Origin of the sequence: Chondromyces crocatus (assembly GCF_001189295.1) — a bacterium.
In the GTDB taxonomy this organism is placed as follows: Bacteria; Myxococcota_A; Polyangia; order Polyangiales; family Polyangiaceae; genus Chondromyces; species Chondromyces crocatus.
In genome coordinates, this window is sequence record NZ_CP012159.1 from 5,626,235 (window position 1) to 5,642,465 (window position 16,231).

Genomic DNA, 16,231 nt, shown 5'->3' on the forward strand with positions numbered 1-16,231 from the left:
TGTTCGCCTACCTGACGGGTGCCTGGCCCTGACGGGTGCCTGGCCCTGACGGGTGCCTGCTCCCGAGCGAGGGCGTGCGTGGGACGACCGCGCGCCCTCGCCGTCGGATCAGGCCAGCACCCGCCGGACTTGGGCAGCCTCGCCCGAGAGACGGATCGCGTGGAGGATGGCGCTCTGCAGCGTCCCCCGGATCACGATGCCCCGGAGGTCGATGTTCAGCGACACGACGGTCCGGGCCACCTCCGGGCGCATCCCGGTGAGCACCACCTGCGCGCCGAGCAGCCGCAAGGCGGCCGCCGTCTTGAGGAGCGAGTTCGCCACCTCGGTGTCCACATCGCGCACGCCCGTGATGTCGAGGATCACCACCGACGCCGCCCTTGCCTGGGCACCCTCGAGCGCAGCTTCGAGCACCTGCCGAACCCTCGCCCTGTCCAGCGTGCCGATGAGCGGCATGACCATGATCCGGTCGGTGATGGGGATGAGCGGCGTCGACATCTCCGACAGCCGCTCTCCCTGCGCCCGGATGATCTCCTCCTGGAGCCGCGTGCGCTCACGCTCCGCATGCTCGCGCTCGCGCAGCTCCAGCACGAGCTGAGCGTTCGAAGCGCGCAGCTCCTCCGTGCGCTGGCCGATCTCGGTCTCCAGCGCGCTGTTCAGCCGCTGCAGCGCGACCGTCGAGGCCTGCACCCGCCCCACGAGGAGCGCATTCTCCACGGCGATGGCCGCCTGCGCGCACAGCACCTGGCACAGCTCGATGCGCGCTGGCGTGAACACATCGGTCGCAGCGTGGTGCGCCAGGTGGAGGACGCCGGATAGCTTCCCCTGATGCAGCAGCGGCAGGCACAGGATGGACCGGGGCTGCGTCGCACTGATGTGGGGATCCGCGGCGAAGCGGGCGTCCTTCAGGGCATCGCCGAGGACCACTGCCTCCAGGGTCCGCACGGCGTAGTACACCACCGAGCGCGGGACGTCCGTGGTCGCTTCGAGCGGCACGGACGCCCGCTGGACCACCGCGTCGGCCTGGACCGTCATCGAGGTGCGCAGCACCAGCGCGTCCTCGTGCGGCAGGAAGAGGTGACCCAGCTCCGCCCCGGTGTTCTCGACGACGATCCGCAGGATCCGCTCGAGCACGCGCTCCAGCTCGATCTCGCCGGCGATCGCCTGGGCGGCCCGGAACACGGTGAGCATGTCGAGCGTCGTGCCCCGGATGTCGCCCGTGGTCGTGATCGTGATGCTGGTCGACAGGCGCCCCTGTGTCGCCGGTGCCTCGCTGGACGGGCGCGGCGCCCCGGCCCACGGGGCGAACGACGGACCGTACCGCTCCGTGAGCTGCTGCGCCTTCGCCGTCGCGCCCCACTGGAGGTAGGCGCTGTGGGCCGCGGCCAGGTGGACCTGCGCGGCGTGCTTCCGGCCGCGCTCCAGGTGGAGCTGCGCCAGCAGCTCGCTCGCGAGCGCCTGGTGGTGGACGAAGCCGCTCTTGCAGGCCGCCTCCACGGCCTGATCGAAGAGGTCGATCGCTGAAAGCTCGTCCCCCGACGCCCGCGCCACCAGCGCGTCGACCAGGAGCCTCTTGTGCAGGAAGGTGTCCGGGCAGCACTCGGCCCACGTCGCGAGCTGCGCTCGAGCCCCGGTGAGCGCCTCGACGTCGGCCCCACCCCGGGCGAGTGCGGCGCGTGCGAGGTTCGCGTGGAAGAGCAGCTCCGTGATGAAGAAACAGCCCGTGGCCTTCGCGCTGAGCGACTCGGCCGTCGCCGCGTGCGCGAGGGCCAGCTCGTGGTCGCCGTACAGCACCGCGAGCTGCACCTTCAGGGTGTGATACCAGCCTGCGGTGACCGCGGCGTCCGGCTTGTCCAGCGTCGCCACCAGGGCATCCTCGTCGAAGGTGTCGTTGCTGAGCGACATCCGCCCCTTCGTCTCGCCCATCAGGCACGCTGCGAACTGCCTGCCGAGCCCCACCACGTCCGCCCCGGGGCCGTTCTTCACGCGCACCAGGAAGGCCTGCACGTCCGCGAGCCCGGCCCGGTACGCGCCCAGGGCCTCGCCCATCGCCGCCCGGTTGAACACCATCATGTAGGCGCTGTACGAGTAGGACAGGATGTCGCCCGCCTCGAGCGCCACCTGGAGCCCTCGTGCCGACCGCACGAGCGAGAGCTGGAGCGGCTCGAAGAGCGTCAAGGTGGTCGTCGTCGCGGACGAGAGCACCTTGGCCTCGATCCGAGGGCTGTTCCACCGCGCACACAGCTCGATGCCGAGCTTACCGAACCCGTAGGCCTCGCGGAGCATCCCCGTCGCGCCGAGGACGACGGCGTAGAGCATGTACGCGAAGGCCGAGAGGTCCATCTGGCCGTGCCGCAGCGACAGGCTGACCATCTTCGCCACGACCAGTGTGAACTGGAGCTGATCCACGAAGAACGATGCGCCCATGAGATCGACCAGGATCTGCATCTCCAGCCGCCGGTCGGGATCGGTCAGCTCCGGCGCGTCGAGCAACGACGCGATCGGGCGCCTGGACAGGAGCGCCTGCACCTGGATCAGCTCGCCCTGCACCTCGGCGCCCAGCGCCGCCATCCCCTCGGGCCGGGCCACGCCGAAGAGGGACAGTGCCGTCCACCCCGCGGTGAGCGCTTCCTCGTACTTGCCGACCGTCGTGTACAGCACCGTCCGCAAGCTGTAGAGCTGCGCCTTGTCGGTGATGGACCGCGCGTGCTCGATCGCGGCCTCGCACGCCGCCTCGGCCTCCGTCTGGGCACCCGCGAGAAAGCCGCACTCGGCCAGCTCGGCGTGCAGGCCGTAGCAGAGTTCGTACTCGTCTTCCCAGCGCGCCTCGTCGAGCAGGCCGATCCCGGCGCGCAGGTATCCTGTGGCGGTCTGGTGGACGATGGCGGCCTTGGCCCGCCGTCCAGCGTCGAGGTTCACCCGCGCCACCATGACCCGATCCGCTGGATCCGTGACGTGCGCGAGGCCCCGGTTCAGGTGCTCCGCGATCTTGAACAGGCCCTCCTGCGAGGGCTCCCCCTCGCTCGCGGCGAGCAGCAGGCGCCCGATAGAGAGGTGCACCTGCTGCTTCTCGCCTTCCGGCACCATCATGTACGCGGCCTGCTGCACCCGGTCGTGCAGGAAGCGGTAAGAGACGTCGACGCCCGTGGGGACGACGCGGCTCGACGGCCCCGCCCTGGAGGCGTCGACGAGGCTGTAGTCGTCGCCGAGCGGGACGATCAGCCCCTCGCAGAGCGCCTCACCGAGATCGGCGACCGTCTCGGCCACCGGGCGCTGGTACACGACCGACAGCGTGTGCAGATCGAACTCGTGACCGACGCAGGCCGCGAGCTTCAGCGCCTGCTGCGACGTCGGCGAGAGGCGCTGGATCTTCTGGGCCATCAGCGCGACGACGCTCTCGACGATGATCGTGTCCTGCAGGTGCTGCGCGTCGCAGCTCCAGGTGCCGCGGCGCGGATCGAACGTCAGCAGGTTCTGCTCGTGCAGGGCCTCGAGGAACCGGTGAACGAAGAAGGGGTTCCCCTCCGTCCGCTTCCAGACGACCTCCACCAGCGACGTGACCGTCGTCGGGTCGCAGCTCAGCGCCTCGCCGACGAGCTGCCCCACCCGCCGCTCGTCGAGCGGCTGCAGCGTGATCTCGACGAACCTCGTCCCGGCGCGGCGCAGCGCGGCGAGGCTCGCGTTCAGCGGGTGATCGGCGTCCACCTCCCGGTCGCGGTAAGCCCCGATCAGCAGCAGATGGCGACCCGAGGGCTCCGACAGCATCATCTCCACGAGCCTCAGCGACTCCGCGTCGGCCCACTGCAGATCGTCGAGGAACAGGGCCAGCGGGCGCGAGCGCGTGGTGAACAGGCGCAGGAACGACTGGAAGAGCAGCTGGAACCGGACCTGCGCCTCGACCGGCCCGAGCGCCGCCACGGGCTCCTGCGGACCGATGATCAGCTCGAGTTCCGGGATCCGATCGGTCAGGATCCGACCGTTCTTGCCCAGCGCCGCGCGCAGCGCCTCCCTCCAGCGCGCGAGCGTCGCTGGCGGCTCTGCGAGCACCCGCCGGACCAGCTCCCGGAGCGCGTACGCGATCGGCGCGTAGGGCGTGCTCGATCCGAGCTGATCGAACTTTCCCGCCACCAGCACGCCCCCAGCGCGCTGCACGGCCTGGGACAGCTCGGCGACCAGCGACGATTTGCCCACCCCCGAAGGCCCGCGCACCAGAGCGACGCCCGCGGTCCCGCTGATGGTTTCCCTCCAGGCAGCTTCCAGCGTCGAGAGCGACTCCTCGCGCCCGAACAGTCGCTGCGGCAGGTGCAGCACCCCGACCCGATCGTGCTGCGCGATGGGGAACGGCGCGATCGTGCCCGTGGGCGAGAGCCGGGCGAGGCATTCGACGAGATCCGCGTGCAGGCCGCGCGCACTCTGGTAGCGGTCCTCGACGGCCTTGGCGAGCAGCCGCATGGTGATGTCCGACACGACGCGGGGAAGCTTCGGCACTACCTCGTGTGGCGGGGTGGGCTTCCTGGCGATGTGGCTATGGACGAGTTCCAGCGCGTCCGTCGTCGGGAACGGCAAGCTCCCGGTCAGCATCTCGTAGAACATCACCCCGAACGAGTAGAGGTCCGAGCGCTGATCGAGCAGCCGGTTGGTGCGACCCGTCTGCTCGGGAGACATGTAGGCCAGCGTTCCCTCCAGCGCCTCGGGGTTCCGCGCGCTCTGCGTCTCGCGCGAGAGCCGCGTCGAGATGCCGAAGTCGATGAGCTTCGTCGTGCGCGTGGAGAGCGACACGAGCACGTTGTGCGGTTTGAGATCTTTGTGGATCACCTTTCGTGCGTGGAGCGCGGCGAGCGTGTCGGCGAGCGAACTCGCGAGCTCCAGCGCCGTCCTCAGCTCGAGCCGCTCTCGCCTCAGCACGTGGTGCAGCGGCTCGCCGCCGGGATCCTCGAGAACCAGTGCGCAGCTCTGCCCGTGCTCGACGAGGCCGTAGCTCTTCACCACCCCGCGGATGTCGAGATCCCGCAGGATGGCGTACTCGTGGCGTAACCTGGCGACGGCCCGTGGGCTCTGAATCTCCTCCTTGAGGAGCTTCAGCGTGACCGGCGCGCGATCCTCGTTCCTGTAGCCGCGGCAGAGGAACACCTCTGGGCTCTCATGGATCTGTTCCACGAGAGTGAATTCGGCGATCTGCTGCATTGTCCACCCCTGCCCTCGATGGTCTCAGGGCGTGGCCGGGGCTGACAAGAGGCGCCGGAGCGCCGCCCAGGGGGGCGACGCCAGGGCAACGGGATCAGCGCGTGGCCGCCGGATCGGGGGCGTTCTCGGCGCGGCGTTCCCAGGTCCCGCGAAGGATCCGCTGACTCGGTAGCCGGACCGCGTTCCGGACCGTCACCCCGAGCGGCTGCACCCCCAGGAAGTACCCCAGGCACAGGAGTCCCCCGAGCGTGCTGACCGTCCCGAAGACCGGAGGCCAGAGGGCGACCGCCGTACAACCCGCCGCGGCCACCAGCGTCAGCGCGGCGAACACCGCGCACTGCACCGCCCTCGAGCGGATCACGCCGCGAGGATCCAGGGTGGCGACGAGGCGAGGCGCACTCGGCGTTTCACCGCCCAGCCACACCATCGAACCGGCCTCCACCGGCACCTCCACCGTGCGCGAGTACCCACGCGCCTTCCGCGCGTGCGGATACGCCTCGTCGAAGCGTGCCTCCGAGGGGCACACCGCGCGCTGCGCTTGCTCCTCGACGGAGACCCAGATCTCCGACTCGATTGCGGGCTCGACCCGGACCTCCTCGCCGCCCTCGTCGAGCGCCACCGCGCCGCCGTAGAGCTCGCCCCCGTAGCTCCGGTCGTGGAACACGATCGCCTCGCGCTTCCCGTTCTCGGCCGCAGCGCGCCCCACCTGCTCCACCCGGTGCCCGGCGAACGCGCCTCCGCGCCCGTCGCCGCGGAGCACCCGCGCACGCCGGAACGGCCCGAGCGCGCGCTCCTGTCGCGTGAGGGTCCCGAGATCCTTCAGCGCCGCCGCCGCCACGAGCAGCGCGTTCACCCACAGGATCGACAGCGCGATCCAGCCCATCACCTCGCGTGTCAGCATGGGCTCAGGCGCTGGCCGCCTCGGCCTCGGCCCGGCGCACGTCGCGTGACGCGAGCTCGGCGAGCGGCGCCACGTGCTCCGAGACCGCCACGTCACGCTCGGTGGGCCTCTTCAGACCGAACAGGAACGTCCGCAGCAGGTACAGCACCATGCTCGGCTCGTCGAGCGATCGATCGATCCGCGGCACCACCTCGCGCTCGTGCGCCTCGTGCAGCGTCGACCAGTGCAGGCCTGCCCGGTTGTGGTGGATGGTGTGGTAGCCGTTGTTGCACATGATCCAGTTGAAGCCGCGCCCGACGAAGTTGCGCGAGTGGTTCCACTCGCTCGACGTGTCGCAGCGGTCGTGCTGGATCAGGTTGATGCGCAGGATGCCCCGCGCCCCCCAGAGCTGAGGGATGACGATGAAGAACAGCGTCGTCCACACATCCACGAGCAAGAGCGCCCCCGTCACCCCGAAGGCGAACGCCGACTCGAGCTGGTACTGACGCCGGAACTCCCCCCGCCCGTGCAGCGCCCCCCAGCGCTTCACGCCGTCGAACGTGTTCGGCCCGGCGACGTTGGGAAAGTGCAGCAAGTTGAGCAGGTGCCACCGGAAGCCGACATGGTCGGGTGCCGCCCAGTCCGGCTGGCCATCGTCGTCGAAGTGGTGGTGGACCAGGTTGTGCGACGGGATGTTTGCCGACGCCGGGTAGAGCGCCCCGAAGCTGAGCACGCAGCGCCAGATCATGTTGAGGCGCCGGCTCTGGAAGATGCCCTGGTGCAGGTGGTTGTGGATCACCACCGCGTTCAGGAAGCTGAAGTAGCAGGCCGCCCCGAGGAAGAAGACGTTCCGGCAGCGCTCTTCCACGAACATCGCAGCGAGCAGCCCCAGGTAGACGAAGATGATCCCGACCTGGCGCCACTCCGCCGGGTGCTTCACCAGCCAGGGCTCGCGGCGGGTCGCCCTGGACACCCCGGAAGACGCGATTTCCCCGGTCGTTGCAGCAGTTGGCATACGGGCAGAAGTCCCCACGCCCCGCTCGTTAGCACCAGTCCGTCCGCCGAACAATTGGCCCCACGGTGACGCTGTCGTGCTCCGCGCATTGGGATCCAGCCGACGCGTTTCGCTCCGTGAGGATGAGAATTTCGCTGCATCTCTGGAAAAGTTGCCGTTTCTCTGCACCGTCGTGGACGAGCTGAGCCATTTCGGATACTCAGGCTTCTCCTGATGTAATTCACATCCCAACCACAGTGTGAGCGTCGTGGGGGGAGACGCCTGACTGCCCGGAATGTGAGGGCCGATCGCTGCCGTTGCAGGGGTCGGCCGGTGCCTTCGGCAGCAGAGGTGGCCCCCCGGGTGGGCGCCCCTCCCGAGGTTACGAGGAGGCCGTTCACGTGACCGCCATTGTCTCGACGCTCAAGTCTCTGCCGTTCACACAGCTACGACGGAACCGTTACTTCTACCTCTGGTACGACGGTTTCTACGCCGCCGTGTGCGCCACCCTCCTCCTGGCGATGTACTTCAGCGGTCACAAGCCGCTCCTCGCCTCCTGGGATCCCCGGATGTGGCTGCTGCTGCCCCTGGCGTGTCAGGCGCAGATCCTGTGCAGCGTCTACATCCACAACGCGACGCACAACAACTTCCCCCGCGCTGTGAACCGGCTGATCGGCGAGGTGTGCGGCGTGGTGGTGCTGACGCGCTTCGCTTCCTGGGAAGTGATCCACCAGCGGCACCACCGCTACTCCGACGACCTGGACAAGGACCCGCATCCCGTCGGGCCGAGCTACTGGAAGTTCCTGGTCGACACGATCGTGAACGTGGAGCGTCAGCTCCAGAAGATCTACTTCGACCTCTACGGCGACACGCCCGAGACGCGACGCTACGAAAAGAACCGCGCCTACGTCAGCTACGCGACGAACATCCTCCTGATCGCGACCTGGTACACGTTCCTCGGCCCGATCGCGTTCTTCGGCCTGTTCGTACCGGCGTCCCTGGTGGGCTTCTTCCACCTGGTCCACTTCAACTGGTCGACGCACAACGCCTTCTCGAAGGACGGCGACTTCAAGCCGGTGAACCTGAACCACGGGTACTACCGGATCGGCAACTGGCTGTGGCACGGCATCTACATGCACGCGAACCACCACAAGCGCGCGGGCATGTTCAACCCGGCGAAGCTGCAGCCGAGCCTTCCGATCACGCCGCCTCCCTCCGCCTGAAGCCCTCCCTCCTCTAGGACCCGCCTCCTCTCGGGTTCTGCCTCTCCCGCCTCCTTGCTGCGTCAGCTTGAGCCCCCCCGCGGGTTCCGCTCCTCTCACATGAAGCCCTGTGCGGGGCCGCCTCTCCCGGGTGAAGTCACTCGTCGATGCCGGGCGTGCCTGGTGAAGGCTCGTGCTGATGCGGGAGCAGCGCGGGGAAGGTCCCGGCTGATGCGGCAGTAGCGCGGGGAGGGTCCCGGCAGATGCGGCAGCACCGCGGGGAAGGTCCCGGCTGATGCGGGAGCAGCGCGGGGAAGGTCCAGGTTGGTATGGGAGCAGTGCGGAGAAGCTTCGGACAGATGGCGGCTCTGATCAAACGGACCAGGTAGATGGCGCATCGACTTGGAGATGCTCCAGGCTGATGCGGGAGCAGCGCGAAGAGATCCCGGCTGATACGGGCGCAGCGCGGAGACGGTCCAGGCTGGTGCGGGAGCAGCGCAGAGAATCTTCGGACGGATGGAGGCCCTGCTCAGAAGGACCAAGTTGATGGTGCATCGACCTGGAGATGCTCCATGCTGGTGGCCCATCAGCGCAGAGGAGGTCCATGCTGATGACGCATCAGCGCAGAGGGGGGCCATGCTGGTGGCCCATCAGCGCAGAGGAGGTCCATGCTGATGACGCATCAGCGTGAAGATGCGCCAGGCTGATGTTCTGGCTGTCCGGTGAAGGGCCCCGAAGTTCGCGAGAGAGGGCGTTCGCGTGACGCCGGCACCGCACGCCGTCGTGCTGTGTGCTTCGTGCGGTGGCGGAGGGCAGGGAGTGCGCGGAGAGGACCGCTTACTCGGACGGCTCGGAGGGACGGGTGGGGGGCGTCTCGCCAGGGGGCCGCTTCGGGATGGTGAGCTTCGGCGTGGCGGTGGGCGCCGCGCTGGGCTCGGCCGAGGGGGCGGCAGTGGCCGCTGGGGTCGCGGTGCCGTCGGCGGTGGCTGCTGAGCCAGCGTCGGGTGGCGTGCCACCGTCAGGAGCGGCGTCCGGCGCGGCGGTGGCTGCCGGGGGGGGCGGCGGTGGCGCCGCAGGCTCGGCGGTCGCGGCGGCGGCCGGAGCGTCCGGGGCCCAGCAGTCGAGCTTCGGGGGGGTCGCGAAGGTCAGCTTGCGGGTGGTGGCGTCGCCCCGCCTCACCGAGATGGTCTCGGTCTTGTAGGGCGTCGTCTCCCCGCACTCGTAGGCGGGCGTGTCGCCCTTCTGATCGGGGGTCTTGGCGACGGGGCGAGGCGCGGGCTCGTTGACGCACTGGGCCCACTGCACCTCGAACTCACCGTTCGTGTCGGGGATGAGGACCTGGCTCGGCGACGTCTCCTGCTCGCGACGACCGTCGAGGATCATCTTGTTCAAGACGTCCTTGCCGTCGAGGATCGTCACCTGCACCGGGAGGCGAAGGCTCCCGCGCATCCGAGCGCGGGAGGCGCCGAACTCGAAGTCGGCGCACACCGGCTCGCCTTCCACGGGAGAAGCGGTGGGAGGGCCGCCGCAGGCTGCGCCACCGAGCACGGCGAGCAGGCCTGCAGCCAGATGGAGTGAAATTGGGCGCGGAGTGTGGCTCGTCACTGAGGCGAACAGTTGAGCCCTCCGCGGCCCGAGTCAAGCGATCTTGGTCTTGCCCAGCTTCAAGATCCGATCGAAGTGATCCTTGGAGACAGGGACCACGCTGAGCCGCGAGCGCTTGAGCAAGGCGATGTCGGCAAATGCCGGATCGTCGCGGATCGCATCCAGCGAGACCTGGACCTTCATCGCCGTGACGGGCTCGACGTCGACCGCGCTCCAGTCCTCTTCCGGCGCGGTGGGATCAGGGTACGCCTCACGCTTGATGCGGGCGATGCCTGCGACCGATTTGCCTTCGTTGGAGTGGTAAAACAGGGCGAGGTCGCCAGCCTTCATCTCTCGGATGTGATTGCGCGCTTCGTAGTTTCTGACGCCGTCCCACATCGTTTGTCCATCTTTGACGAGCTGGGCATACGAGTACTTGTACGGCTCGCTCTTCATCAACCAGTAGCGCCGGGTCGCCATCGCAGCGGCCACCCTATCACCAGCGGGTCAGTCGGTGATCACGATACGGGTGCCATCGGACACGAGGCGGGCGACTTCGTCGATCTCGTCGTCGTCGAGGGCGATGCAGCCCAGGGTCCAGTCGGATTTCTTATGTTCGCCAGCTAGCTCTTTGCTGCCCACACCATGGATGCCGATGCTGTGGCCGATGCCGCGACCCGCGGGAACCTCGCCACGGCGCTTCATCTCGGCGTAGCGGACGCGATCCTCGTCGTTCGGGTAGCTGACGAGAAGGAACTTGTGGAAGAGCCCCTTGATGCGGCTCTGGACGCGGTAGGTGCCCACGGGGGTGCGCTTGTCGCCCTCGTACTGCTTGGGGCCAGCGCCGCCAGGGCCGATCGCGACCTTGTACGATTTCACGACCTGCTCTCCGTAGAGGAGCTTCAAGGTGTGGTCGCTCTTGTCGATGCGGATCTCGGTGACGAGCTTGGCCGTGGGTTTCCAGGAGGAGCCGCCCGCGATGAGGGCAGGCGCGACGAAGGTGGTCGCCAGGAGGGTGGCTGCGAGAAGGGCTCGGTGGACGGGTCGCATGGTCCGACATCGGGCGACGTCGTCCAGGTGTGACGGGCGTCAGGGGGTCCGGTAGAATTTCGTTTCCCCCTGTCACACTCGGCGCGCTTCGCCCGATGAGGGGTCGATGAGCACGACGATGGCTGCCGACCCCCCCCTTGGAGCGTTCAAGCATCCCGGCCTCGCGCTGGGGTCGACCCCCGTCCGGGCCGATGCGGCGCCGGACGTCGCGCGGTCGTCGACCTCGGTCCGGAGGGACGAAGGGTCGGACGGCGCGCAGGACCCGGACGGCGTGCAGGGGGCGACGTCGGTCCAGGGGGAGGAGGGGTCGGACCTCGCCGTGAGGGCGACGTCGGTCCAGGGGGACGCGATCGGGGCGGTGCTGGCCGAGCCAGAGCTCCGGCGCGCGCTGGAGAGCTTCGTGCGGCGGCGGGTGCCCGAGGCCGATGTGGACGATGTGGTGCAGACGGTGCTCTGCGACGCGCTCGCAGCGCCTGGGCGGCCCGGGGATCCGGAGGGGCTGCGCCGGTGGGTGATGGGGATCGCGCGGCACAAGGTGGTGGACCATCACCGCCGCGCGCTTCAAGAGGCGGTGGCCGAGCTGCCCGAGATGGCGGCGCCTCCGCCTCCCCTGGAGGAGCGGGCGATGGCGCGCTGGGCCGAGCGGCAGGCGGGCGGTGCGCGCGAGGCGACGGAGACGCTGCGCTGGATGGCGCGCGAGGGTGAGGGCGAGAAGCTGGAGAGCATCGCGGCCGAGGAGCAGGTGCCGCCGACGCGGGTGCGGCAGCGGGTGTCGCGGATGCGGCGCTGGATGCGGGAGCAGTGGCTGGCGGAGCTGGCCGCGGTGGCCGCGCTGTCGGTGCTGGCGTTCTTGCTCGCGCGTGCGGTGCTGAAGGAGGAGCCGCAGATCGCGCCGATGCCGGAGCTGCCGAAGGTGGGGCCCGAGATGGCGGATCCCATCGAACGAGGGCGCGCGCTGCGGGCCGCTGGCTTCGAGGCGTGCGAGCGCGCGGCGTGGTCGGAGTGCCTGGAGCGGCTGGACGAGGCGGCAGGGCTGGATCCAGCGGGCGATGCGGCGCCGCAGGTGGGCCAGGCGCGGGCACGGGCGCGGCAGGCGCTGGAGAGCGCGCCGAAGGCCGCGCCAGAGTCGACGTCGTTTGCGCCGATCGCACCGTCGTCGCTTGCACCGACCGCAGCGCCACCCGCGCCAGCGCCCGTGTCGACGTCGGAGAAATCTCGGTCGACGTCGAAGCTCGCACCCCCGCCGGACAGGCCAGTGAAGCCGCTGAAGCCGTTCGTCGACCCGAAGAAGGAGGCGGTGGTGGAGCCGCGGTCCGATCGGGAGGCGATGGAGCGCGAGAAAAAGGCGCTCGCTCAGAGGGAGCAGGAGGCGCGGGCGCTGAAGAAGCCGGTGTCGGGCAAGCCGTCGCCGACGTCGGGGAAGCCGGCCCCGGGCAAGCCAACCTCCCCGTCGGGCAAGGCGGCGTCCAAGTCGGAGCCGCTGTGAGCGCCGCCGTCCCGACGCGCTTCAGGGCGCGCTGGGTGGCGTGTGAGGGGCTCGTCGAGGGGGGAGCGTGAGGGGCTCGTCGCGGGCTGGGGGAGGCGCCGAGGGCTAGGGGCGTCGCGGCGTGGCGGACTGGAGGAAGGCTGCCGCGGCGGATCGGATGTCTGCGTCCGGGTCCGCGGTGGCGACGCTCGTCAGGATGGCGCGGGCTGGCTCGTACTTGTCCATCGCGGCGCCGAGCAGGTTCACCACGGCGAGGCGAACGGTGGTCGAGACGTCGCGCGACAGCACGGTGCCGATGATGCTCGCGTGTCGAACCAGGTCCCGGAAGCTCAGGGCGAAGACGGCCCCCTTGCGCACCTCCTCGCTCTCTTCGAGGTGCAGCACGCGGTCGATGGCGGTGTCCGCCACGCCAGGAGGCATGAAGCGCAGGGCGCGCACGGCCTCCAGGCGCATGCTGGGGCGCTCCGAGCCGAGCGCGCGGAGGATGAGGGGGAGGGCGTCGGGCGAGCCGGTGTTGCCGAGGGCGCTGAGCAGCAAGAGCTGCTCGTCCAGGCTACTCGCCTTCTCGTACTGGTCGATGAGCGTGCGCACCTCGCCGGCGCCCGACTCGGTGCCCATGGAGCGCGCCATCGCGCCGAGGATCAGCCGGCTGGTGCTCCGCTCCTCGTCGTTGGTCGAGCCCATGGTCTGCCGCACGGCGGAGAGGGCGTCCTCCGTGGGGGTCTTGACGAAGGCGAGCTGGGTCATCGCGCGAACGTGCATCTCCGTGGAGAGCGCGTCGTTCGTGATGATCTTGCCGAGGGCCTCCTGGGAAGCCGGGGTCCCCGAGGAGCCCAGGGCGCCGATGAGGACTCCTGCTTCTTCGGGGTCGAGTTCACCCGGTCGAAGCAGGAGATCGAGCAGCGCGCGTGCGGCGCCTGGGTCTCTGAGCAGCCGCTCGGTGATGGCCTGGAGCAGCGCGGCGCTCTCTCGGGAGCGCTCGTCTTCGCTCTTCAGCGCGCTGACGGCCTTCAGGTCACGCAGCAGCTCGGCGAGCGGGCGTGGATCGTCGGCGCCAGCGTCTTGCGGGAAGACGTGGGAGAGCGGGTGCTCGTCGAGTTCGCGCCAGTTCACGACGCCCTCGTCGGTCGCTCCCTCGGCTGTGGTCTCGCTCCAGGTGACCACGAGCCGGCCGTCGTGACGGGCGTTGACGCCGCCTCGTTCCTTCACGCCGGGCCCGCCGTAGGTCAGGTCGAGCCGCTCCTCCGCCGTGCTGGTCCGCGCCCAGCCGTCGTCGTCCACCTCGATGGTGAGCGTCGAGCGCGGTGTGACGCCGAGGTCCGCGCCGACGGTCATGCGACCCTGGGGAGAGGCCACGGCGAGGTACCTCCGCTTCTCGATCGTGACGGCGTTCCCCTCGACGACATAGCCCGCGAGGAACTCGCCGGTGACGTCCTGCTGGATCCCTTCCCAGCGATGCATCCCCGCCGTCGAGGGGAAGACCACCTGCATCGCCGCCGGGATCTGCTTGAGGGCGAGCGCGACGTTCTGCTCCGTGGTGAGGCCCTGCGGCATGCGGACGCCCTCGATGCGTCCCGTGCGCGAGATCCGGAGGACGAGCGGCGTCGCAAGGAGGGCGCGCATCCGGGCGCCGAGCGAACCCTGGTCCGTGACCACGGGCTCACCCGGGACCTCGATGCGGATCTTCCGTGGGGTGAGCGCGGCGCGCACGATGGCGTGCTCTTGCTGCTCGGCGATCACGTCGAGGCGGTAGCTGCCCTCGATGTCCACCTTCAGCGTTTGCGGAGGCACCTTCACCGAAGGATCGAGCAGCGCTCCGGCGTCGACCCGGAGCTTGCTCGACGAGGTGACTTCGTAGCGGCGCGTCGCGCCCACCTTCCACCGCAGCTTGCGGGCGCCCGTCACCGTCGCGGCGGTCGCCTGGGGGGGTCGTGCTTGCGACGCATGAGATGCCGCCGTGGCCGGCTCGCGTGTGAACCACGCGAGCCCCGCCACGGCGCCGACGAGACCGATGGCGCCGCCCACCCGGCCGAGACGCACCGCGCGGCGCTCTGGTTTCGGTGCAGTCATGGTTCACTCAATCCATCGGGACTTCGAAGCAAGGAGCGACGATATGGTAGTTCGTCCCGCAGTTGGACGGGCCGCAGTCTTCGACGCACCAGCCCCTCTCCGACATGGAGCAGAGCCCATCCCCGCAGTAGTACGTGGGGGGCGGGGGCGGAGGCGGAGGAGGCGGCGGCGGGCAGTCGCCAGGGCAGATGGAGCTGTTCTCTCCCGCCTGGCAGGTGCCGTCGCCGCACGTCGCCTGGCCGCACGCCGGGGCGGAGGCGACGACCTGGCTGCTCGCCGACCACGCCGGATCCCAGTTCCACTTCTTGCGGAACGTCACGAAGACGAGCCGCACCCACGGCTCCACGTAGCCGTCCAGCGCCTTGGCCGAGACGTAGTGATCGAAGTCCCAGTGCAGGCGGCTGGCGATGTTGTCCGGCTCCTCGAAGAGCGCCGTCACCGTCGGGTTGTAGCTGGCGGTGATCAGGTTCACGCGCGCGTTCACGCCCGCGGCGACGATCCAGAAGTTCACCGAGATGCCGGCGCCGACCCATACGCCAGCGGTTGGGCTGACGCCGAAGGTGCCGCCGAGCAGCTTGCTGTCGTCGTGCTTCACGGGCGCCATCGAGAGCTTGGCGCCGACGTTGCCTCCAGCGTTGAATTTGAGGTTCACGGTGCCAGGGCCGAGGGGGATCACCACGGCGGCCTGGAAGAACGTCATGTTCTGCGCCCAGTTGAGCAGGTTGCCGACATCGGTCAGCTTGTTGACCTTCGGCATCGTCTTGACCACGGGCCACGACGAGCAGGATCGAGGCTGTGAACCCGCGCGGATCTGCGCCCCGGCCTGGTCGGGTCGCACGCTGGCCACCTGCTGGAAGTAGCTGCACCTGTCCTGGTTCTCTTTCTGGACCGGCAGCTTCGGGGGCGTGAAGCCCGTGGGGGTCTCGTTGGGGCTCATCTTGCCGCGGCGCCACACGTCGACGCCGAGCACGTTCAAGCGCACGTAGGCCTGCGTCACCTCGTCGGTCTGGGCGTGCGAGGCGCCGCCGAACACGGTCGATTCGAGCGCCGCTTCGGCCTTGATCACGTCACCCGAGAGGCCGGCGACGGTGGCGTTGACGGTGGCGTCGGCGCCGAGCTTGAGCTTCCAGTCCTTGTACTTGTGGAGGAAGCCCACGTTGGTCTTGAGCTTGAACCAGCCGTTGCGATCGCCGCTCTTGGGAGGGTCGGTCTTCTGCACGCTTCCCGCGCCGGCCCCCGAGCACGTCGATGCGGCGGGCGCGGGCGGGGTGCTGCTCGGCCCGGGGCCCGACCAGCCGTCATAGACGCCGATGGCTCCGCAGGTGGTGGTCGTGTAGTAGATGTACTCTTGCCCTGCCGGACATTCCTGGTCCGAGCCCTCCGGGATGAGGGAGGCTTCCGGGACGAGGTGCATGATGGGTTCGGCCGGGCAGTACCCGTTCTCGCAGGGCGAGGGCCTCCACTGTTGCTGGCAGCCCATGTGGGGCTGTCGGCAGGTCTGGTAGTAGGTCGACGCCTGCGTGCAGGCGGTGTCGCAAGCATCGGCAGGTGGTGAAGGGGGTGGGGGTGGAGGGGGTGGTGGCGGCGGCTCGTAGGGCGGCTGCGGGCCGGGCGGCTCGCACGGGCCATCGACGAGGTTGCCCTCGCCCGAGAGGTCCATTTGTTCCAGGCACAGGGGAGGGCGTGCCGCCCCGTGCTGTGCAATGAACAGCGTCGACCCGAGCGCTGCGGCGGAAACGGTGCAGACGTAGGTTCGCATACTGTTCCCAGGACACGGGGTTTTC

Annotated in this window: 10 protein-coding genes; 2 read left to right on the forward strand and 8 right to left on the reverse strand. The window is 69.4% G+C overall.

The genetic code is table 11. The annotated features are described in order from the left end of the window. Positions 1–108: 108 nt before the first annotated feature. The 3 genes from CMC5_RS20595 to CMC5_RS20605 form a co-directional block, all read right to left on the reverse strand. Entirely contained in the window at positions 109–5,154 is a 5,046-nt protein-coding gene (locus tag CMC5_RS20595) for an AAA family ATPase (RefSeq protein WP_169796603.1), read from the reverse strand. Positions 5,155–5,275: 121 nt separating this feature from the next. Beyond that, the gene (locus tag CMC5_RS20600; RefSeq protein WP_050432017.1) at positions 5,276–6,082 is read right to left on the reverse strand and encodes a hypothetical protein; all 807 of its coding nucleotides are present in this window, start codon (positions 6,080–6,082) and stop codon (positions 5,276–5,278) included. Positions 6,083–6,086: 4 nt separating this feature from the next. Continuing rightward, positions 6,087–7,076, reverse strand: coding sequence for a fatty acid desaturase (locus tag CMC5_RS20605; protein ID WP_245678544.1), 990 nt, complete (start codon positions 7,074–7,076; stop codon positions 6,087–6,089). Between the two features lie 380 nt (positions 7,077–7,456). Here CMC5_RS20605 and CMC5_RS20610 point away from each other — a divergent pair, with 380 nt between their 5' ends. Beyond that, positions 7,457–8,278: a fatty acid desaturase family protein gene (locus CMC5_RS20610; protein WP_050432018.1), complete on the forward strand. Its 822-nt coding sequence runs from the start codon at positions 7,457–7,459 to the stop codon at positions 8,276–8,278. Positions 8,279–9,094: 816 nt separating this feature from the next. On the opposite strand, the gene CMC5_RS20615 is transcribed toward CMC5_RS20610, so the two are convergent. The 3 genes from CMC5_RS20615 to CMC5_RS20625 form a co-directional block, all read right to left on the reverse strand. Continuing rightward, positions 9,095–9,805, reverse strand: a complete 711-nt coding sequence (locus CMC5_RS20615) for a hypothetical protein (RefSeq protein WP_156338745.1) — start codon at positions 9,803–9,805, stop codon at positions 9,095–9,097. 90 nt (positions 9,806–9,895) lie between these two features. Then, the gene (locus CMC5_RS20620) at positions 9,896–10,321 is read right to left on the reverse strand and encodes an EVE domain-containing protein (RefSeq protein ID WP_050432020.1); all 426 of its coding nucleotides are present in this window, start codon (positions 10,319–10,321) and stop codon (positions 9,896–9,898) included. Positions 10,322–10,348: 27 nt separating this feature from the next. After that, positions 10,349–10,891 (reverse strand): L,D-transpeptidase family protein, encoded by a 543-nt coding sequence (locus CMC5_RS20625; protein ID WP_050432021.1) that lies wholly within the window; start codon positions 10,889–10,891, stop codon positions 10,349–10,351. 106 nt (positions 10,892–10,997) lie between these two features. Here CMC5_RS20625 and CMC5_RS20630 point away from each other — a divergent pair, with 106 nt between their 5' ends. Beyond that, on the forward strand, positions 10,998–12,377 hold the full coding sequence (locus CMC5_RS20630; protein WP_050432022.1) for an RNA polymerase sigma factor: 1,380 nt from the start codon (positions 10,998–11,000) through the stop codon (positions 12,375–12,377). Positions 12,378–12,482: 105 nt separating this feature from the next. Here the strand turns inward: CMC5_RS20630 and CMC5_RS20635 are convergent, their stop codons facing one another. Continuing rightward, positions 12,483–14,447 carry a HEAT repeat domain-containing protein gene (locus tag CMC5_RS20635; RefSeq protein WP_050432023.1) on the reverse strand — a complete coding sequence of 655 codons (1,965 nt, stop codon included), beginning with the start codon at positions 14,445–14,447 and terminating at the stop codon, positions 12,483–12,485. A gap of 7 nt (positions 14,448–14,454) precedes the next feature. Then, on the reverse strand, positions 14,455–16,206 hold the full coding sequence (locus CMC5_RS20640) for a hypothetical protein (protein WP_156338746.1): 1,752 nt from the start codon (positions 16,204–16,206) through the stop codon (positions 14,455–14,457). Between the last annotated feature and the right edge of the window lie 25 nt (positions 16,207–16,231).

Excerpts from the sequence above, each read along its gene's own strand:
- CMC5_RS20600 (WP_050432017.1), bottom strand. The coding sequence starts at position 6,082 with ATGCTGACACGCGAGGTGATGGGCTGGATCGCGCTGTCGATCCTGTGG.
- CMC5_RS20605 (WP_245678544.1), bottom strand. The coding sequence starts at position 7,076 with ATGCCAACTGCTGCAACGACCGGGGAAATCGCGTCTTCCGGGGTGTCC.
- CMC5_RS20620 (WP_050432020.1), bottom strand. The coding sequence starts at position 10,321 with ATGGCGACCCGGCGCTACTGGTTGATGAAGAGCGAGCCGTACAAGTAC.
- CMC5_RS20625 (WP_050432021.1), bottom strand. The coding sequence starts at position 10,891 with ATGCGACCCGTCCACCGAGCCCTTCTCGCAGCCACCCTCCTGGCGACC.
- CMC5_RS20630 (WP_050432022.1), top strand. The coding sequence starts at position 10,998 with ATGAGCACGACGATGGCTGCCGACCCCCCCCTTGGAGCGTTCAAGCAT.
- CMC5_RS20635 (WP_050432023.1), bottom strand. The coding sequence starts at position 14,447 with ATGACTGCACCGAAACCAGAGCGCCGCGCGGTGCGTCTCGGCCGGGTG.
- CMC5_RS20640 (WP_156338746.1), bottom strand. The coding sequence starts at position 16,206 with ATGCGAACCTACGTCTGCACCGTTTCCGCCGCAGCGCTCGGGTCGACG.